This window comes from Cytobacillus sp. FSL R7-0680, from assembly GCF_038009245.1.
GTDB lineage: Bacteria > Bacillota > Bacilli > Bacillales > Cytobacillaceae > Cytobacillus > Cytobacillus kochii.
Genome location: NZ_JBBPAO010000001.1, coordinates 812,227 through 833,182, shown reverse-complemented (window position 1 = coordinate 833,182; position 20,956 = coordinate 812,227). Strand labels below are relative to the sequence as shown.

20 protein-coding genes are annotated in these 20,956 nt (G+C 36.2%); all 20 read right to left on the bottom strand.

Annotated features, from left to right (window positions below; translation table 11 throughout):
- Positions 1–37: 37 nt before the first annotated feature.
- The 20 genes from flgD to sucC all read right to left on the bottom strand — a co-directional run bounded on the left by flgD (position 38) and on the right by sucC (position 20,775).
- Positions 38–667 (bottom strand): flagellar hook assembly protein FlgD, encoded by a 630-nt coding sequence (gene flgD, locus MKY26_RS04305; RefSeq protein ID WP_341092198.1) that lies wholly within the window; start codon positions 665–667, stop codon positions 38–40.
- A 12-nt stretch (positions 668–679) separates the two neighbouring features.
- Positions 680–1,993 carry a flagellar hook-length control protein FliK gene (locus tag MKY26_RS04300; RefSeq protein ID WP_341092197.1) on the bottom strand — a complete coding sequence of 438 codons (1,314 nt, stop codon included), beginning with the start codon at positions 1,991–1,993 and terminating at the stop codon, positions 680–682.
- Positions 1,994–2,008: 15 nt separating this feature from the next.
- A complete protein-coding gene (locus MKY26_RS04295; protein WP_095369528.1) occupies positions 2,009–2,629 on the bottom strand; it encodes a MotE family protein in 621 nt (206 codons plus the stop codon).
- Between the two features lie 8 nt (positions 2,630–2,637).
- Entirely contained in the window at positions 2,638–3,081 is a 444-nt protein-coding gene (fliJ, locus tag MKY26_RS04290) for a flagellar export protein FliJ (RefSeq protein ID WP_095369529.1), read from the bottom strand.
- A 3-nt stretch (positions 3,082–3,084) separates the two neighbouring features.
- The gene (fliI, locus tag MKY26_RS04285; RefSeq protein WP_095369530.1) at positions 3,085–4,404 is read right to left on the bottom strand and encodes a flagellar protein export ATPase FliI; all 1,320 of its coding nucleotides are present in this window, start codon (positions 4,402–4,404) and stop codon (positions 3,085–3,087) included.
- Complete coding sequence (gene fliH, locus MKY26_RS04280; RefSeq protein WP_341092193.1) at positions 4,391–5,158, bottom strand: flagellar assembly protein FliH; 768 nt, start codon at positions 5,156–5,158, stop codon at positions 4,391–4,393. Before fliH ends, fliI begins: the two co-directional genes overlap by 14 nt.
- The gene (gene fliG / locus MKY26_RS04275) at positions 5,151–6,197 is read right to left on the bottom strand and encodes a flagellar motor switch protein FliG (protein WP_095369532.1); all 1,047 of its coding nucleotides are present in this window, start codon (positions 6,195–6,197) and stop codon (positions 5,151–5,153) included. Before fliG ends, fliH begins: the two co-directional genes overlap by 8 nt.
- Positions 6,179–7,777, bottom strand: a complete 1,599-nt coding sequence (fliF, locus tag MKY26_RS04270; protein WP_307314433.1) for a flagellar basal-body MS-ring/collar protein FliF — start codon at positions 7,775–7,777, stop codon at positions 6,179–6,181. Before fliF ends, fliG begins: the two co-directional genes overlap by 19 nt.
- A 51-nt stretch (positions 7,778–7,828) precedes the next feature.
- Entirely contained in the window at positions 7,829–8,137 is a 309-nt protein-coding gene (fliE, locus tag MKY26_RS04265) for a flagellar hook-basal body complex protein FliE (RefSeq protein ID WP_095369534.1), read from the bottom strand.
- Between the two features lie 15 nt (positions 8,138–8,152).
- Positions 8,153–8,596, bottom strand: coding sequence for a flagellar basal body rod protein FlgC (gene flgC / locus MKY26_RS04260; RefSeq protein ID WP_095373475.1), 444 nt, complete (start codon positions 8,594–8,596; stop codon positions 8,153–8,155).
- Positions 8,597–8,599: 3 nt separating this feature from the next.
- Positions 8,600–8,989: a flagellar basal body rod protein FlgB gene (flgB, locus tag MKY26_RS04255; protein ID WP_095369535.1), complete on the bottom strand. Its 390-nt coding sequence runs from the start codon at positions 8,987–8,989 to the stop codon at positions 8,600–8,602.
- Positions 8,990–9,411: 422 nt separating this feature from the next.
- Positions 9,412–10,191 carry a GTP-sensing pleiotropic transcriptional regulator CodY gene (codY, locus tag MKY26_RS04250; RefSeq protein ID WP_095369536.1) on the bottom strand — a complete coding sequence of 260 codons (780 nt, stop codon included), beginning with the start codon at positions 10,189–10,191 and terminating at the stop codon, positions 9,412–9,414.
- Between the two features lie 116 nt (positions 10,192–10,307).
- Positions 10,308–11,705 (bottom strand): HslU--HslV peptidase ATPase subunit, encoded by a 1,398-nt coding sequence (hslU, locus tag MKY26_RS04245; RefSeq protein WP_445293136.1) that lies wholly within the window; start codon positions 11,703–11,705, stop codon positions 10,308–10,310.
- Positions 11,706–11,731: 26 nt separating this feature from the next.
- Positions 11,732–12,274, bottom strand: a complete 543-nt coding sequence (gene hslV, locus MKY26_RS04240) for an ATP-dependent protease subunit HslV (protein WP_095369538.1) — start codon at positions 12,272–12,274, stop codon at positions 11,732–11,734.
- A 98-nt stretch (positions 12,275–12,372) separates the two neighbouring features.
- Positions 12,373–13,269, bottom strand: coding sequence for a tyrosine recombinase XerC (gene xerC, locus MKY26_RS04235; RefSeq protein ID WP_095369539.1), 897 nt, complete (start codon positions 13,267–13,269; stop codon positions 12,373–12,375).
- A 65-nt stretch (positions 13,270–13,334) separates the two neighbouring features.
- Positions 13,335–14,642, bottom strand: coding sequence for an FADH(2)-oxidizing methylenetetrahydrofolate--tRNA-(uracil(54)-C(5))-methyltransferase TrmFO (gene trmFO / locus MKY26_RS04230; protein WP_095369540.1), 1,308 nt, complete (start codon positions 14,640–14,642; stop codon positions 13,335–13,337).
- A 640-nt stretch (positions 14,643–15,282) separates the two neighbouring features.
- Positions 15,283–17,358 (bottom strand): type I DNA topoisomerase, encoded by a 2,076-nt coding sequence (gene topA / locus MKY26_RS04225; RefSeq protein ID WP_328199097.1) that lies wholly within the window; start codon positions 17,356–17,358, stop codon positions 15,283–15,285.
- A gap of 297 nt (positions 17,359–17,655) precedes the next feature.
- On the bottom strand, positions 17,656–18,534 hold the full coding sequence (gene dprA / locus MKY26_RS04220; protein ID WP_095369541.1) for a DNA-processing protein DprA: 879 nt from the start codon (positions 18,532–18,534) through the stop codon (positions 17,656–17,658).
- 86 nt (positions 18,535–18,620) lie between these two features.
- Positions 18,621–19,523, bottom strand: coding sequence for a succinate--CoA ligase subunit alpha (sucD, locus tag MKY26_RS04215; protein ID WP_095369542.1), 903 nt, complete (start codon positions 19,521–19,523; stop codon positions 18,621–18,623).
- A 91-nt stretch (positions 19,524–19,614) separates the two neighbouring features.
- Positions 19,615–20,775, bottom strand: a complete 1,161-nt coding sequence (gene sucC / locus MKY26_RS04210; protein ID WP_095369543.1) for an ADP-forming succinate--CoA ligase subunit beta — start codon at positions 20,773–20,775, stop codon at positions 19,615–19,617.
- Between the last annotated feature and the right edge of the window lie 181 nt (positions 20,776–20,956).

The following is a 20,956-nucleotide window of genomic DNA, read 5'->3' as shown; positions in this document are numbered from 1 at the left end:
TTTCCTCCTTTAAATCATCAAATATATCATTTCGCTTTTATTCAATTTTCATAATTTGCTGTGGGGTAATTAATTTTTCAGAACCTGAAATATGAAAATATGTTTGTCCATCTTTAAAGGACACTGACTCCACTTTAGCTATTTGATTTTCCCCTTGATCATCCTGATAAGTAACTTCTTTTCCGATTAATAAACTAGATTGAACTAATGTATTCTCATCAATCGTTGGCTGATTTAGTTCAGAAATATTACTTGGTGATAACTCGGTTCCATCTTCAAGAATAAATGTGACAGTAGAATCTTTGAACTGTATGGAAGCAACTTTTCCAGTTCCTTGCTCAACTTCCACATTAGCCTCATTAGTATTTAATTTATGCCAAGTAATCTCTTTACCTACAAATTGAGAATAAGATAGTAATTGGTTCTGCTCTTGAATGTTGATCATTTCTTCCATACTTGTTGTCAAATTAGTCATTTGTTCTAAAGAAGAAAACTGAGCCATTTGTGATATAAATTCTTTATCATCCATCGGGCTTGTTGGGTCTTGATTTTGAAGTTGAACCATTAATAATTTTAAGAAGTCATCTTTGCCTAATGTATTGCTATTATTGGTATTGGCTGCTTGTGATTGTGATAGCAATAAAGAAGAATCAATACTGTTTGTCATATAACTTACCACCTAAACCTTTAGATTTAATAATTCTGCTTCTAATTCATCGAAGAAAGAGGTTGCTTTATCCTCTTGTTCTTCTCTTCGGTTATGACCATCACCATCTTGATTTGGTTGATTCTTCTCTCTTTGACTGAACGATTCCTCTGCATGCTTTTGTTCTAAGGAGGTTTGATAAATTTCGATCTTATCGACATTGATATTTTGTGAATGAAATGCTTGTCTGAGAGTTTGTGCGCTAGATTCAAATGCATCTTTGGCTGCCTGTGTACTTGCAATAATTCTAGCAATCATCACTTGATCTTTTTGGACAATTTCTATCTTCAATGTGCCTAAATGTTCTGGTGTGAGTTGTATGCTCAGTTTTTGTATCCCATTAACAGTCGTAAATTTGGCACGGGATAAGGTATTCTCAAACTGTTTTACTAATTGTTCTGCCGGAATTGGTTTACCATTTTGTAGAATATGTAATTGCAAAGTATCGTTCTTAGAGATTGCAACCGGATTTGTAGGAACTTGCACAGTCTTTATATCCGGATTTTGATCCTCTATTCCTTTACTAATTGTTGAAAGTATTTCCACTTCTGTTTCCATTTGCTTCTGCTCACTATTTATTAACGTCATGCTTAGTGGTGAATGATTGACCAACTGTTGTGTTCGAAGTTGTGTCTCTCGGGCTCTTAAAGAAATGGATTGAGGTATCGGTACAACTGCTTCGTTTTCTAGTATTTTCACGATGTCTTTTACGAGTCCAGCTAATTGTTGTTGATTAAATGGTGATGGTTCCGTTTGTTGATTCATCATTTGCACAAGCTTTATTGTTTGGAAGACGGCTTTGTTCTGAGTGATAAGGTCAGTTGTTTGTGTTTGTGTTTGCGCACGCCCACCTTCCACTACTGAAACTAACTTTGAAAGAAAATTCTCTCTAGCTTCTGCCGTTTGAAGATCTATAGAAATATCATCTTGATTTTTCAACAATGACTGGATCTGAGTAAAAATCAATTCCATCTCTTCTTCTTCAATGTTTAATAACTGACTAGCCTTTTCTACAACTAGCGGTTCATCTCGTAAGTCGATATACATAAACGATTGCCATTCTTCCGGCAAATCTTCCCACTCTAATACTCCGAGAAGAGAAAGCAAATCATCTTGCTTTGTAACTGCATCTTTCGTGACGTCGCTATTCGAACTGACCGTTTCCACAGTTGACAGAACACTCCCTAAAAATTGAGCAAAATCGCCTTTACCCACCTTCTCATTAGCTGATACTTCTTTAGTAGATTGATGGTTATTATTTATAGGTAACAGTGACATGAGTTCCATGAAACATCTCCCTCTTTATTCAGCGGCTTTCTCATCGTCATCTGTGGTAGAAGTATTTTCTACAGACGCTGTTACCAGGCTTGTAAATGAAGCAGCTTTTGTTGGTTCCATTTTTGCCAGTATATCAGCAAGTACTTCAGGTTTTACCTCTGCCAGGATTCGCACCGCTTCTTCTTCATTCATATTAGATAAAATAGGCGCAGCTTTTTTAGCAGCCATTTCTTCATAAGTTTTAATAATGTCACTAAAAGCCCGCTTATTCTCTTCTTTCATTAAAACTAATTCGTCTACTCTATTTTCTAATCGTGTTTTTTCTTGGCTTGCTTTATTTAATTCATTGTCTTTACTTTCTACTTGATTTTGCAGTTGCTCAATTCTTGCCTCACGGTCATTGACCTCTGCCTCTAGTTCGATCAGTCTATTTTCCATTGTTTGCATCATTTCTGTTTGATCTTCTTCAAAAAGGGTAGATAGAACAGGAACATTTTGACCATACTTTTTCGCCACTTCAAAGATGTTATATCCACTTACAGTTAGGATTAATAATCCAATTGCGATAAGTCCAATTAAAGTGGTGGCAATGATCATAAATATCTTAATGACCGGTCTAGACCTTTTCTCTTTGTGACTTTCCATCTTATCACCTAAAGTTCTTTATGGATAAATTGCTGGATTGAAATATCATCCATTTCAATATTTTCTAATCTCTTCATTTCTGATACGTATTGCATCTTCTTCTTATCTTTAATGACTTCATATTTCTTGTACTCTGTCATTTTTTCTGCAAGCTTTTCTTGATAATAATACATTTGTGTACGAGCATTCATTACTCTTTTTTGATAATGACTAATTGTCTTTTCTAAATTCGAAATAAACTGTTGCTGATAACGCATTTCCACTACTTGTAAACCACTAACTAGTCTTTCAGATTGCAATCTATCTAGATCTTCTTTTTTCTTTAGCAATTCATATAGTTTGGTCGCAGCTTCTTCAAAACGTCTCGTCGCTTGATTATAAATATCCAAAGCTTCATCTTTTTCACGTTCTTTTACATGCATAATTTTCTCAAACTTATATTTAAAAGACATTTGTTACTGTGCTCCTTCTCCAACTAGCGCAAATAGTTGTTCAATTCCATCATCAATCGTCACTTTTTCATCCGTTTGTTGTTTAAGAAAATTTAAAATTTGTGGATATAAAGCAATCGCTCGATCTATTTCTTGTGATGACCCTTTCTTATATGCACCGATATTAATTAAATCCTCTGATTGCCTATAAGTACTAAGTGATTCTCTTAAGCTCTCAGCTGCTTTTATATGCCTCTTACTACTAATTTGATTCATTACACGACTGATACTTTTGAGTACATCTACAGCAGGATATTGTCCTTTATTAGCGAGTTCTCTATCTAACACATAATGACCATCCAATATACCTCTTACAGTATCAGCAATTGGTTCATTCATATCATCACCATCAACAAGCACTGTATAAAAGGCAGTGATAGAGCCCTCTATGGAGGTGCCAGTTCTCTCTAACAGCTTAGGTAAAACAGAAAAAACTGATGGCGTATAGCCTTTTGTTGTCGGAGGTTCGCCAATTGCTAAACCTATCTCCCGTTGTGCCATTGCTACCCGAGTAACAGAATCCATTAGCATCATAACCTTCATGCCTTTGCTACGAAAATACTCTGCAATGGCTGTCGCTGTATAGGCACCTTTTATTCTCATTAATGGCGGTTGATCCGAGGTAGCTACAATGACAATTGAACGTTTTAATCCTTCAGGACCAAGATCTCTCTCGATAAACTCACGGACTTCTCTTCCTCTTTCACCAATTAAAGCGATAACATTAATGTCTGCTTTTGTATTTCTGGCAATCATGCCGAGTAGAGTGCTTTTACCAACACCACTACCTGCAAAAATGCCCACTCTTTGGCCGTTACCAACTGTTAGTAAACTATCAATCAACCGAACGCCTACTTCAATTGGTTCGCTAATGGGTGGTCGCAAGAGAGGATTAGGTGGCTCTTGTTCTGTTGGCACCTCTCTTAATCCTTTTGGAAGTAGAGACCCGTCTAATGGTTGCCCCAAGGAATCAAGGACATTCCCTACAAGAGAAGTCCCAACTTTAATTTCTAACGGTTTTCCTGTTGTTTCTACTAAACTACCAGGTGATATATCAGTAACTGTTGTATATGGCATAAGAATAATATTCTCATCTTTAAATCCGACCACTTCTGCACGTATCTTCCTACTCTTCTTACCTTGCACATGAATATAGCAAACATCACCAATGGAACTAACCGGCCCTTGAGATTCAATCATTAGGCCAACAACTCTCTTGACCCTCCCGTATTTTTTGAAACTATCTGTATCATGAATTTCCTCTAATAACTTATCCAAGTTCATGATGGGTCTCCAACCATTCTGATAGTCTTTCTTTGATCTCGTCTATTTGGCTTTTACATGTGGCATCAATTCGACCATTATCTGAATCAATTACACAATCTACTACAGAAAGTTCTTCATCGGGAAGGATATACAGGCCAGCTTCAACAGGTAACATTGCCTTAAGTTCATCCTTATAGCTTAATAACTCTAGATATTTATCAGGATGAACAATAAGTTTAATGTTTTTGTAATGCTTTGCTTCTTTTAATGCGTTTTTTACATAAGATTGATAGTGCTCCGAATGATGAGTTAATTCCGTTGCAATGATTTTTTCTGCTACATTCATACTAATCGTTAATATCGTTCGTTCCGCTGACTGAATAGTTTCTTCATAATCAGTTTTTGCTGCATTAATTATCTCTTTTACTTCTGCTAATCTAGAGGTATATGAGTTAAATCCATCTTCTTTACCTTTACTCATCCCGGTGAGGTAACCTTCCTCATATGCCTCTTTACGTACCAATTCTTGTTCTTCTTTTGCCTTTTCCTTTTCTTCTTGAACTGTTTGATTTATGCGATCAGCATGCTGATTTGCCGATTGGATAATTTCCTCCGCTCTCTTCTCTGCTTCATTAATCACCTGGTCATAATAGACAGACATCTGCTGTGATGGATGATCCTCTGATTGTTTAAACATCGGCCGAATAGAGATTGTTATTTGCTCCTCTTCGCTTAAATAATCGTGAGAAGAATGTTTAAATAACCTAGACAATAATATCATCTCCTCCGCCTCTAGCGACGATGATCTCCCCAGCTTCTTCCAGTCTGCGTACAATCGCGACAATTCTTGATTGTGCTTCTTCGACTTCTCGAAGTCGAACTGGCCCTAAAAATTCCATTTCCTCTTTAAATGTATCTACAGTACGCTGTGACATATTTTTATAAATAATCTCTTTTACTTCTTCACTAGACACTTTCAAAGAAAGCATGAGATCTTCACTTGCACAATCTCTTATCACTCTCTGAATCGCTTTATTATCAAGCGTAACAATATCCTCAAACACAAACATTCTTTTCTTTATTTCTTCAGCTAAATCTGGATCTTGAATTTCTAATGCATCAAGAATCGTACGTTCAGTTGAGCGATCCACGCCATTGAGCACTTCTACTACAGACTCGACTCCACCAGTTTGCGTATAATCTTGTGTAACAGTAGCGGACAGCTTTCTTTCTAAAATTTGTTCGACCTCATTAATAATTTCAGGAGAAGTGCCATCCATTACTGCGATTCTTCTAGCAATATCTGCTTGCGTATTTTGAGGTAATTCCGACAGTATTTGACCAGCCTGCTGTGGTTCTAAATAGGAAAGAATTAACGCAATGGTTTGCGGATGTTCATTCTGAATAAAATTCAATATTTGTGTTGGGTCAGCTTTTCTGGCAAAATCGAATGGTCTCACTTGAAGCGAGGAAGTTAAACGATTTATTATCGCTGTTGCTTGCTCGTTTCCTAATGCCTTTTCGAGCACAGTCTTCGCGTATCCGATACCCCCTTGCGCAATGTAATCTTGAGCAAGAGCGATTTGATGAAATTCATCTAGCACTTCTTCTTTTGCCTCAGTGTCTACTTTTCTTACACCGGATATTTCTAAAGTCAACTTTTCAATTTCTTCTTCACTTAAATGCTTATACACATTAGAAGCAATATCTGGACCTAAAGATATTAATAAAATGGCTGCTTTTTGCCGTCCTGAAAGATTTTTCTTCTCCCTTTTCACGCTTGACTGGCCTCCTAATCTTCCGTAATCCATGTTCTTAGGAGCTTGGCAAAGTCTTCCGGTTTCTCTTTAGCTAGCTTCTCTAATTGCTTGATTCGGATGCTTGCCTCTGTTTCCTTTTCCTGATGTACATCAGGAATAGAATCATTTAATTGCTCTTCCACTTCATACTCTACAATATCTTCTTCTTTCTCTTTTTTATTACGTAAGAATAACCATAGTAATAATATAATTACCAATAATAGTAACCCTACAACCAAATATATCCACCAAGGAATCGTTCCTGTTTCTTCATTTGGAAACTCAACTTTTCCATTGAACTCTTGAACGGAGACAGCTATTTTATTTTGTAGCTCTTCATCGGTTAACGTTTCATCCAATGTGTCTTTATCGATGGATGTACGGATAATGGTTGATAAGATTTGCGTTATATCATTAATCCGATCTTGTGGCAATGAATTTGGATTATTAGCATCAGGTGGTTCCACCATTACTTGAATGCCCAAATCCCTTACTTTATATGGGCTTTCAACAATTTCTTTTCTTATTCTGTTTACTTCATTATTAATTGTTTCTTCTATTTTTTCATAATCGCCGTTGCTATTTGAACCTTCAACATAAGAAGAGCCGAGTGCATCCGCACCATCTTCACTTTGTGGGATACCTCCTTCTGTATCTCCATTCCCTGTAAAGGTTTCTGTTAGCTTTTGTGCACTAATGGCTATTCCTTCCATATTCTCTTCATCTACTGGTTCGACAAGATTTTCTTCTCTATTCTCTTGTGTGAAATCGACATCTGCTGTAACAGACACCACTACTTTTTCTTGACCCATTAATGTAGCTAGCATCGTTTGCACTTGACGTTGGATATCCTTTTCGATTTCTTTTTTTATTTCATGTTGTACAGCAAATTGATTGCCTGTCGAAAATTCTTCACTGTTTTTCAAATCAAAGTACTCAAAGTTTTGATTAGTTATGACGATATTATCAGTAGGTAAATTAGGTACACTTTTAGACACTAAATGATAGAGTGCTTGGATTTGTTGATTTTCAAATTTATAACCTGGATCCGTGTTTAAAACGATAGACGCCGATGCTTGTTCCTCTGTTTCATTTAAAAACACACCAGATTCAGGCATGTTTATCATGACTTTAGCGTTGTTAATACCATCAATACCTTTCATTAACTCTGCTAATTCAGACTGCATCGCATCTAGTTTCATCACGTCAAATTCATTTTCCGTCATCCCGATTCCAGCATTTTGACTAAAAAATGAGTAATCAATATTACCGCTATCTGGGATTCCTTCTGCAGCTAGCTCTACCATGAGGCTATCTACTTGTTCTTCTGGTACTTTAATAGCTGTACCACCTTCAACGATTTCTGACTTAATCCCCTTAGCATCTAAATTTTCCTTTATACTGCCTGTTTCTGAGGGTGTCAGGTTACTATATAGTGGGACTAAGGTGGTTCTGGTCGAAAGAAAAACAATGATACTAATACCAATGATTAATAATAACGGAGCACCGATTATTAAAGCCTTTTGCCCCTTTGTTTTCGCATCCCAGAACGTTCTCACCTTTGTACCATATGCTTGCAAAGAATCTTTCATCTAAAAATCCCCCGATGGTCCTTGGTTATTCATTAGACGAGAATGCATGATTTACACTTGCATTCTCATCATCTCTTGATATGCTTCGACTGCCTTGTTACGCACTTCTAGTGTTAAAGACATGGATACACTCGCTTTTTGAGCGGTGATCATTACGTCGTGGAGATCAACATCCTGCCCCGTAGCAAGCTTTGTCGTCATTTCATCCGATGCTATTTGCCTTTCATTTACACTACCAATTGCATTTTTCAAAGCCGAAGCAAAGCTATTATGTGCATCACTCGGTGTAATCTCTTTTACATTTTGAGCATTATTCGGACTATTTGTATGTACGACGGGAGAGAAGCTATTAATATTCATCTCTTAGTCTCCTTCTTATTTACCTATTTCCAATGCCTTCAATAGCATATTCTTATTCGCATTAAATACAGTGACGTTTGCTTCATATGAACGTGTTGCACTCATCAAATCTACCATTTCTCTTAATGGATCCACATTTGGCATTTCTACATACCCTTCTGCGTTAGCATCAGCATGAGATGGATTATAGACGAGTTCAAAAGGTGTTTCATCTTCAACAATTCTCGTTACCTTTACACCATTACCTGTTTGACTTTTTTCATTTATTGCCGTTTGTAAAAATGATGAAAAGCCGTTATCTTTCGCTTGAAGCACGACGGATTTTCTCCTATAAGGGTCTTCCCCAGTCACGCTGCGAGTAGAATCAGCATTCGCCATATTTGAAGAGATGACATCCATCCTTAACCTTTGCGCTGTCAGTGCGGAAGCTGTTGTATCCAAACTATGAAAGATAGTCATCAATTATCTACCTCCCTTAATTACGTTTTCAAGTCCATTAAACTTACTACTCATGCGATCAACCAATGCGTTATATTGAATTTGGTTTGCTGCAAGCTCTGACATTTCTTGATCCATATCTACGCTGTTACCACTTTCGTTATATGTTACATTTTTCTTTGTTAAGACTGTGGTATTTAAATTAGATGGCGTCAAATCAAAATGCCTTTCATCCGTTTTATATGTATTCATGTTAGATAATGCGGAATCAAAAGCAGATTTGAAGCTTACATCCTTCGCTTTATATCCTGGGGTGTCAACATTCGCGATATTTTGCGAGATCACCTTTTGTTTTGTCGATGTTTGTTGAATTGCGTTTTCAATAATCGACATGGATTGTGAGAAGACTTTCACAAACTTCACCTCGTTTTTTCCAAAATTCTCCCCAATTAGCACTTACTAATAAATTCATCTATCATCATTGTAAAGAATATGAAATAATAAGTCTATGACCTAGAAGGGTTTTTTGGTAATTCTTTTGTCCTATTTTCGACATTTTTCTTCCTAGGTAAAAATACGCTTCATTTTTCCGTTTTTTTTAAAACGCTATTCATTATCAGTTGGATCAAGCGTTCGAATATATTATTTAATAGGTATAAAGAACTATAATGATTATGTTTATTAAAAATAGGTTTAAAGTTCTACTTTATTCGTTATTACTTTATTATTTCGTTCGTAATAAAGTTGTAACACAGAAAAATTTGACACCATAAAAATAACACGGTAACGCATCACTGCGTCTCCGTGTTATTTTTAAACTTTTTTTATTTTACTTCTTAGTTAGATTTTAATTTTTCTAATTCGAAAAGGAATTTATCGTTCAATACTTTAATATAAGTACCTTTCATCCCTAATGATCTTGATTCAATTACGCCAGCACTTTCTAATTTTCTTAGTGCATTAACGATAACAGAACGTGTGATTCCTACTCTATCGGCAATCTTTGAAGCAACTAATAGACCTTCTTTTCCGTCTAACTCTTCAAAGATATGCTCAATTGCTTCTAACTCACTGTATGATAAAGAGCTAATCGCCATTTGTACAACTGCTTTACTTCTAGCTTCTTCTTCAATTTCTTCTGCTTTTTCACGAAGAATTTCCATACCTACTACTGTAGCACCATATTCAGCTAAAACTAAATCATCATCTTCAAAGGCATCTTCCACTCTTGCAAGAATGAGGGTACCTAAACGTTCTCCTCCACCGATAATAGGAACAATTGTCGTTAAGCCAGCGCCAAATAACTCCTTATTTTCGATAGGGAATGCAGTATATTCACTATTCACATCTAAATTAGATGATGTCTCTTGAATGTTAAATAGGTTTTTAGTGTACTCTTCTGGGAACTGACGATCTTCAAGCATTTTCTTCATTCGCTCATTTTCGATTTGTTGATTCGCAGCATATCCTAATAGTTTACCTCTACGGCTTACTACGTAGATATTTGCTTCGATAACAACACTTAAAGTTTCTGCCATTTCTTTGAAGTTAACTGGCTTACCTGCAGCCTTTTGTAGCATTGCATTAATTGTTCTTGATTTTTTTAATAAATTCATTGATTTTTCCTCCTATAACTTTGGAACATTATTTCAATCCCTTGAATGTTTCGTTACTTTTTTTTTTGCTAAGATTTGCTTGATTAGGAGTACAATGAAATTTCATCAAATAAGGATTATAATATAAATTGACTTAAATCTTTATTCTTAGAAATTTCCCCGAGCTTCTCTTCTACATATTGTGGCGTAATCACAATCTTCTCTAATGTTACCTCAGGCGCTTCAAACGAAAGGTCTTCAAGCATTTTTTCCATAATCGTTTGCAATCGTCTTGCTCCAATATTATCGGTATTTTGATTTACATCATAAGCAAATTCTGCAATCCTACGTATAGCATCGTCAGAAAATTCAATTTGTATACCTTCTGTTTCTAATAAAGCTTGATATTGTTTGATCAAGGCATTATCAGGCTCAACTAATATTTTCACAAAATCATCCACAGTTAATTTTGTCAATTCGACTCTAATTGGGAAACGTCCTTGCAATTCAGGTATTAAATCAGACGGTTTAGCGGTATGGAATGCCCCAGCTGCAACGAATAAGACGTGATCGGTTTTTACTGTACCATATTTCGTTACAACAGTTGATCCTTCAACGACAGGAAGAATATCTCTTTGCACACCCTCGCGAGAAACATCTGCTGAGGAGCCACCTGAGTTTTTACTTGCGATTTTATCAATTTCATCGATAAAGATCATACCAGATTGCTCTGCTCTATAGATGGCTTCAGAACCTACTTCATCCATATCAATAAGCTTTTGTGCTTCTTCGTTCGTTAAAACTTTTCTAGCTTCGCTTACTGTAAGTTTTCGCTTCTTCTTTTTCTTTGGCATTAATCCACCAAGTGCATCTTGCATATTCATCCCCATTTGTTCCATACCCGAACCTTGGAGCATATCAAACATAGACGGTTGCTGTTCTTCTATTTCAACAGTGATTATTTCATCTTCTAGCTCTAAATTTTCAAGCTTTGTTTTCACTACTTTACGCTTTTGCTGAATTGACTGATCATCTTGTTGCTCATGATCGCTCTCTTGTTGATCATTCCCACCACCAAAAAACATTTCTAATGGGTTCTTATAATTGGCGGACTTTTTATTACTAGGTACGAGCAATTCGACAATGCGGCGATTAGCATTTTTCTCTGCTATTTCTTGCACACTTGCTACCTTTTCTTCTTTCACAAGTCGTACAGATGTCTCAACTAAATCTCTAACCATAGATTCTACATCTCTACCTACATAACCCACTTCAGTGAATTTCGTTGCCTCTACCTTAACAAATGGAGCACCAACTAATTTCGCAATCCTTCTAGCAATCTCAGTTTTACCAACTCCTGTTGGTCCAATCATTAAAATATTCTTAGGACTTACTTCATCACGAAGCTCTTTATGCAGTAGGCTTCTACGATATCTATTTCTTAATGCAACTGCTACAGCTTTCTTGGCATTTTTTTGACCGATTATGAACTGGTCAAGTCTTTCGACAATTTGACGGGGTGTTAAACTTGTCATTTTAACCATTTTAGCACTCCTTTGTTTTACAGTTCTTCCACAATAATATTGTGGTTAGTATATACACAAATTTCTGCAGCCATTTCAAGCGAAGCTTTTGCAATTTCCCGAGCTGTTAAATGTTCACCTGCAAATCTCTTTAAAGATCGACCTGCTGCTAATGCATAATTACCACCTGAACCGATTGCTAGTACACCATCGTCAGGTTCAATGACTTCACCTGTTCCTGATACGAGTAATAAACCGTCTTTATTCATAACAATTAAAAGCGCTTCAAGTTTCCGAAGAACCTTATCGCTTCTCCACTCTTTAGCAAGCTCTACAGCCGCTCTCTGCAAGTTACCGTTATATTCTTCAAGCTTTCCTTCGAACTTCTCGAATAAAGTAAATGCGTCGGCAACAGACCCTGCAAATCCGGCAATCACTTTGCCATTTGCAAGCTTTCTTACCTTTCTTGCAGTATGCTTCATGACAACCGATTCACCAAATGTAACCTGTCCATCTCCAGCCATTGCATATTCGCCATTGTGTTGTACTGCAAAAATTGTTGTTGCATGAAATTGTGACATGTTTATTCCTCCTTTTGGAGTATGTTAATAATCCACTATAGACTATATATGAGTATGACTATTCGTTTATCCATCATATAGTTAAACTTCTTTAAAATCTATGCTCTAGGATGATACTGATTATATGTCTTTTTCAAGTAATCAGGTGTAACATGTGTGTAAATTTGCGTTGATGAAAGAAAAGCATGACCTAAAAGCTCTTGAACTGTTCTCATATCAGCCCCATTTGACATTAAATGTGTAGCAAATGAATGCCTAATCTTATGGGGATGGATGCCACCTTCTAGAGACGACTTTTCAATCAATTTATTTAATATACCTCTTATACCGCGGTCAGTTAATGCGCCACCACGGTGGTTTAAAAATAAATGGTTGCTCTTCTCTTTTTGGAGTTTTAGACGTCCATCATGACAATATTTTAAAAGAGCATCGTGAGCAAAACTTCCGAATGGTATGTATCGATCTTTTTTCCCTTTTCCATGAATAAGAATAACGGAAATATCCAAATCAATATCACTCAGCTGTATAGAAGCACATTCAGCTACCCTTATGCCTGTTGCATACATCACTTCTAAAATCGCCATATTTCTTTGGCCAAGTGCTGTATCTACCTCTACACTATTAAAGAGTTGTTCCATCTCTTCTTCATAAAAAAACTGCGGTAGTCTTTTATCACCTTTTGGGATGGATGTTAATTGGAAAGGATTATCGTTAACCATACCTTCTCGTACTAATAACTTAAAAAAGCTTCTTAAGCAGGAAATTTTACGAGCAATAGTCTTTCGAGCTAAACCTTCTTGATAAAGCTTTGTTAGAAATAATCGAACATCCATATATTCGACATCATTTAACTTTTTCAAACCTTGTTCAGCCATGAACATAAAAAATCCTTTTATATCCGTCTGATAATGCTCAATTGTATATTGTGAATAATTCTTTTCGATTTGTAAATATTCGATAAATAACTTTAAAGAAATGTTCACATTTTCGCTCATTTTTTGTACTCACCTCACAAGGGCTTCATCATACTATCATATTTAAGCAACCCACGCAAGAAAATTTACATATTTTTCACAAAGTTCTGAATTGTCTCTAATGCTCGATTAGCATGTTGTTCATTTCTCTCCTGCTTACCTTTAATTCTTTTTTCTAACTCTGGGAATAAACCAAAATTGGCATTCATAGGCTGGAAATTCTTCGGATTGGCATTAGCAATATATCTTGCCATACTCCCAATAGCAGTCTCAATCGGAAACTCTACTGTTTCTTGCCCTTTCACAAGTCGGGCAGCATTAATCCCTGCAATTAACCCACTAGCAGCTGATTCAACATATCCTTCTACGCCAGTCATTTGCCCAGCAAAGAATAAAGATTCTCTATTCTTGAATTGATAAGTTGATTTAAGCACTTTAGGAGAATTAATAAAAGTATTTCTATGCATGACACCGTATCTTACAATTTCAGCATTTTCTAAACCTGGTATTAAACGAAGTACCTCTTTTTGTGGCCCCCATTTTAAATGCGTTTGGAATCCAACAATATTATAAAGTGTACCTGCTGCATCATCTTGACGTAATTGAACAACAGCATATGGCCTCTTCCCTGTTTTAGGATCCTCTAAACCAACAGGTTTCATCGGTCCAAAGAGCATTGTTTTCTTTCCACGAGATGCCATCACTTCGATAGGCATACAACCTTCAAAAAAGATTTCCTTCTCGAATTCTTTTAACGGCACAGTTTCAGCATTAATTAACGCTTCGTAAAATACATTGAACTCTTCCTCGTTCATCGGACAATTTAAATAAGCTGCTTCCCCTTTATCATAACGAGATTTCAAATAGACTTTATCCATATTAATGGAATCTTTTTCGATAATTGGTGCCGCTGCATCATAAAAATAAAGATAATCTTCCCCAGACAGTTCACGTAGTTTTTCAGAAAGTAATTCACTTGTTAATGGGCCTGTCGCAATAACAGTAATCCCTTCAGGAATATCCGTTACTTCCTCATTTATCACTGTCACATTCGGGTGATTCTTCACTGCTTCAGTTACCCTCGCAGCGAAGTCATGGCGGTCAACAGCTAAAGCACCACCTGCAGGAACTGCACTTTCATCTGCTGAAGAAATAATCACAGAATTTAATTGTCTCATTTCTTCTTTTAATACACCTACAGCATTCGTTAAATTGTTGGCTCTTAAAGAATTACTACAAACTAATTCAGCAAATTTATCTGTATGATGAGCTGCTGTTTGTCTAACTGGTCTCATTTCATATAAGCGTACTTGAATGCCTCGTTTAGCAATTTGCCAAGCGGCTTCACTTCCAGCTAACCCAGCCCCAACTACGTTTACTACCTGTTCAGTCATTAATTAATTCTCCTTACTTATTGTAAAATAATTTATATCATTCATTTAATTGTTCGTTTTAACTAAATCATAAACGAGTGTAATCTTTTAATCCCAAATTGCATTGTACAATATTACAAAAAAATTTGAAAGCATAAAGTATTTTTTTAACCGTTGTCTATCTCAAAAAATCATTTGTCCATCCACTGTGTGATTTTACCGTTTTTTCATAGAATACATGATGTTATTGCTTTCAGTCTCTTAACCATCTTTACCACAATCATCGCATTTTTATCATCTCATTTGATAACATTTCATTCTAATACTTCACAAAAACTTCAAATTGTATTTTGATTCCATCATTCATTATTACTGATATAGAACAGTTATAAGATATTAAATAGTTAGTTGTTTTTTAAATAGGAACGACGATTTATCTTTACTTTCATATTCACATCTCTCAAATTCAATTAAACAAGATCTTTATATGACTTCGAAAAAAACCCTATCTTCTTTAAAATCAATTCGTTTTTTTGAACACACAAAAATATGCTTTTAATATAAAAAAACGAACAATTAATATAAATAATTAATAATTGTTCGTTTCTATGTCCACCTATACTTTTTTATTAGGAATGAGCAAACCATTGCTCACTTCAATTTATCCTTGTTTCTCTTCTTTATAGTCGCATTCAACACACTGTACTTGTACACCCTTTTTCAGTTTTTTCTCAACAAGTAGTGATTCACATTTCGGACAGCTTCTTGCTATCGGCTTATCCCATGAAATAAACTCACACTCAGGGTAGCGGTCACAACCATAAAAGATACGGCGCTTTTTGCTTTTTCTCTCAATGATATTACCTTCTTTACAAGTAGGGCATTTCACACCGATTTCCTTCACTATGGCCTTTGTATTGCGACACTCTGGAAAGTTACTGCAAGCCATAAACTTGCCATAGCGTCCCATTTTGTATACCATCGGGCTTCCACATTGTTCACAATCTTCTCCCGCAGGTTCGTCTTTAATTTCTATTTCCTGCATTTCTTTCTCTGCTACTTCTAATCGTTTTTCAAAACCTTGATAAAATTCATCAATGATTTTAACCCAATTTTCTTTTCCCTCTTCAATATAATCCAGATCTTGTTCCATTTTTGCAGTAAATTCCACGTCTAATATCTCAGGGAAAAACTCCATTAATAGTACGGAAACAACTTCTCCTAATTCAGTTGGCACAAAACGTTTATTATCTAATGTGACATAGCCGCGCTTCTGAATTGTATCTAGCGTCGGTGCAAAAGTTGATGGTCTACCTATACCTAGTTCTTCAAGCGTTTTGACTAACCTTGCTTCAGTATATCTTGGAGGTGGTTGAGTAAAGTGTTGTTTCGGTTCGATATCCTTCTTAACGACTTTATCTCCCTCTTTTAAATTAGGAAGCATATTAGATTTTTCTTCCGTCTGATCATCTGTTCCTTCGACATAAACTTTCATAAACCCAGGGAACTTAATCTTTGAACCATTTGCTCTAAAGGTCACTTGACCGTTGATTAAATCAACACTCATTGTATCCATTATGGCAGGAGCCATTTGACTAGCAGTAAAACGTTCCCAGATTAAACGATATAAACGAAGCTGATCTCTTGAAAGATGCTCTTTCAGCGAATTCGGTTCCCTTAATATACTGGTAGGTCGGATGGCTTCATGTGCATCTTGAGCATTAGCGTTTTTCTTTTCTTTTCTTTTTGATGCTGGCAAATACTCTTTGCCATATTGGTTTGTAATATAATCCACTGCTTCACTTTGAGCAACTTCAGATACTCTCGTAGAATCCGTTCTCATATAAGTAATTAATCCGATTGTACCTTCTTTTCCCAAATCAATACCTTCGTAAAGCTGCTGAGCAAGCATCATTGTTTTCTTTGCTCGGAAATTTAATTTTCTTGCTGCTTCCTGTTGAAGAGAAGATGTAGTAAAAGGAACTGCAGGGTTTCTCTTTCTCTCCTTTTTCGTTACATCTGTTACTTCAAACTCATTATTCTTTAACTCTTTTAAAACAACTTGCACATCTTCTTCAGATTTCAACTCAAACTTCTTACCATTTAGGGCAAAAAAGCTTGCATCAAAAGTAGATTTACCTTTGACAAACTCTCCATCTATGCTCCAATATTCTTCTGGTTCGAATTTGTTAATTTCCTTTTCTCTATCAAGGATTAAACGAACGGCAATTGATTGTACACGACCGGCGCTAAGCCCTTTTTTAACCTTTTTCCATAGTAGTGGACTAATATTATAGCCCACTAACCTATCTAGCATTCTTCTTGCTTGCTGGGCATCAACTAAATCCATATTAATCGCTCTTGGATGTTTAAAAGATTCTTTAATGGCATCTTTTGTGATTTCATTAAATACAACACGACATTTTGAATCAATATCCATATCTAAGCTATGCGCCAAATGCCATGCAATTGCTTCCCCTTCGCGATCGGGGTCAGCTGCGAGATAAATTTTCTTCGCTTTTTTTGCAGCTGTTTTTAACTCTTTTAATACGGGTCCCTTACCGCGAATCGTTATATATTTTGGTTCATAATTATTTTCAACATCTACACCCGTCTGGCTCTTAGGTAAATCCCTTACATGCCCCATGGATGCTTTCACTTTATATTTTTTCCCCAAGTATCTTTCTATTGTTTTTGCTTTAGCTGGGGATTCTACGATTACTAGAAAATCTGACATCCAGTTGTCCTCCTCAAGAGGGAATAAATTTGCTAAACCCGCTGTTTCTTTCATTTAAATAAATGTTTATTCTTATTTATTGACCATTTTCTACCTATTTAAATGCTCAATCGTATTTGTTCTTCGAAATATCCACTATTATTAATCAATTTATTTAGCTTTGTCAAATCTAAACCGCTACTATCGCCTCTCCATTTGCTGTCATACAAACAAACTTCTGAAGCAAAATGTATAACAGTTTTTCAATAATTTCAACCTTTTTCATAAAAATTCCTGTAAAATTTATGATTTTTGCCCCTAATATACCAGCTCTTCTATAATATCTTCCGCTGAAAGTATTAATTTCGCACCATTTTGAATCAGTTCATTCGTTCCTGAGAAAAAAGGTGAAAGAATGCCTCCTGGTACCGCAAACACATCTCTACCTTCTTGAACAGCAAAGTTAGCAGTAATAAGAGAACCACTTTTCCTTTTTGCCTCAATGACTAAAGTCGCACGGCTAATACCACTAATTATGCGATTTCTCATTGGAAAATGCCATCTTTCCGCTTTTGTATGCGGTGGGTACTCTGATAACACTAGATGATTATGAGACATTTGCTGAAATAAATGACGGTTACCAGTTGGATACATATTAAAAAATCCACTTCCCAATACACCAATCGTATGCCCACTCAAGTGCATAGCTACCTTATGAGCATGGGCATCTACTCCTTTTGCTAAACCACTTGCGATAATAAATCCTCTTTTTATGAGTGTGGGAAAAATTTCTTCGATGACTCTCGCTCCGTATTCAGTCATATTTCGACTTCCGACAACAGAAAGAATTGGTTTCATATTGAGTAACGACAAGTCTCCTTTTGCATAGAGAAACCAAGGTGGCTGATACGTTTCTCTCAAAAGCTTAGGATAATTTTCATCCATAATAGAAATGATTTTTATGTCGTTGTATACGTACTGTGAAAGTAGCTCTTCCATGTTTAAGGTAAGAATTTCATCATTAATTTTCTTTCTCGTATCTGCATTTAGGAAGTGAAAATAAGGGAGAGGGTTTGGTCGCTGAAAAGAGATGGAGGAAAGGGTGGGATCTGCTTTTACAATTTGATATAGCGTTTTCCACGATACAGATCGACAATGATGGAGAGTAAGTAGTTTAGTTGTCATCAAATCATTCATAAGAACACGCTCCTTTTTCTGAATTTTAAGAATATTATTTTATTTAATAAAGTCCCCTTCTTTAAAAAGGGGACTTTATCTATTAATTAATGCGTTTTACATTTATCATAAAGATCAGTTTCTTTTAACACTTTAATAAGTGTTTCACCCATTACTGAAGGTGTATCAGCTACTTGTATTCCGCACTCATTCATTACACGGATTTTTTCATCAGCTGTTCCTTTACCACCAGAAATAATCGCACCAGCATGGCCCATACGTTTTCCTGGAGGCGCTGTACGACCACCAATAAAGCCAACAACTGGCTTAGTCATGTTCGCTTTTACCCACTCAGCAGCTTCTTCTTCTGCAGTACCACCGATTTCACCAATCATGATAACTGCATAAGTTTCAGGGTCATTATTAAACTCTTTTAGTACATCGATGAAGTTTGTTCCGTTAACAGGATCTCCACCAATACCTACAGCAGTTGTTTGTCCAATTCCAGCTTCTGATAATTGGTGCACTGCTTCATAAGTTAATGTACCAGAACGTGAAACTACACCCACATGACCTTTTTTGTGAATGTATCCTGGCATAATACCAATTTTACATTCATCTGCTGTAATAACACCAGGACAGTTTGGTCCAACTAGACGCGTTTTCTTACCTTCCATGTAACGTTTCACTTTCACCATATCAAGTACTGGAATGTGTTCTGTGATACAGATAGCAAGATCTAATTCAGCATCAGTTGCTTCCATGATTGAATCTGCAGCAAAAGGTGCTGGAACATAAATAACAGATGCAGTCGCACCAGTTGCTTCAACAGCTTCTTTCACAGTATTAAAAACAGGTACACCTTCGACTTCCATGCCACCTTTACCAGGAGTCACACCGCCGACAATTTTAGTACCATATTCAAGCATTTGTTTTGTATGGAATAGCGCAGTTGAACCAGTAATTCCTTGTACAATCACTTTTGTATCTTTATTAATAAATACGCTCATGTTTTTTTCTCCTTCCTGATTTCCGTATCTCAAAAATAATAACTAAGGCACTATGCCCATTATCACTTTTTTCGCCATCTACCTATAGGTCTTATCCTACAAGTGATACGATTTTTTGCGCTCCGTCAGCCATAGAGTCTGCTGCAACGATTTCAACATCAGATTCAGCAAGAATTTTCTTACCTAAGTCCACATTTGTACCTTCTAAACGTACAACTAGAGGAACTTCTAATCCAACTTGTTTAGCCGCTTCAACAACACCTGTAGCAATAACATCACATTTCATAATTCCGCCAAAGATATTAACGAAAATACCTTTAACATTTTCATCAGAAAGGATAATTTTGAATGCTTCAGTTACTTTCTCAGCAGTCGCACCGCCCCCAACATCAAGGAAGTTTGCCGGATCGCCGCCATAATGCTTGATAATGTCCATTGTAGACATAGCAAGGCCCGCACCGTTAACCATACAACCAATGTTACCATCAAGTGCGATATAGCTTAAGTCATATTTAGAAGCTTCAATTTCTTTTGTATCTTCTTCTTCTAAATCACGCATTTCTAAAATGTCTTTACGACGATATAATGCGTTGCTATCGAAGTTTAATTTTGCATCAAGGGCCATTACTTTACCGTCCCCTGTTACAACTAATGGGTTAATTTCAGCAATTGAACAATCTTTTTCTACATATGCTTGATAAAGACCCATCATAAATTTAACAGCTTGGTTTACAAGCTTTGTAGGGATATTAATATTAAAAGCAATACGACGTGCTTGGAACGCTGTTAATCCAACAACTGGATCAATTTCTTCTTTGAAGATTTTCTCTGGAGTAGCTTCTGCTACTTCTTCAATTTCTGTTCCGCCTTCTTCAGAAGCCATTAGCGTTACGCGAGAAGTTGCACGGTCTAAAACTAGTCCAACATAATATTCTTTTTGAATGTCGCAACCTTCTTCAATAAGCAAACGTTTTACTTCTTTTCCTTCTGGTCCTGTTTGGTGAGTAACAAGCGTTTTACCTAGAATTTCTTCAGCATATGTACGCACTTCTTCCAAGTTTTTAGCTACTTTTACTCCGCCAGCTTTTCCACGTCCACCTGCATGGATTTGCGCCTTTACAACACAAACGTCAGTACCTAATTCTTTTGCGGCTTCTACTGCTTCTTCAACAGTGAATGCTACTTTACCATTTGGTACTGCAACCCCGTATTGTCTGAGGACTTCTTTTCCTTGATACTCATGTATATTCATTTCCCATCCTCCTAACTAACTCTTCAAAAAATTAGACTGCGTTTACATTTTATATAATGTGACAAAAGTTGTCTACTGTATTAGCTGAAATATTCAATCAGCTGATTCAATACTTATTCAAAAAAAGTGCTTTAAGCCTTTATCTCATCGCATTTTTTCTATTTCAAAAAAATATTATTGT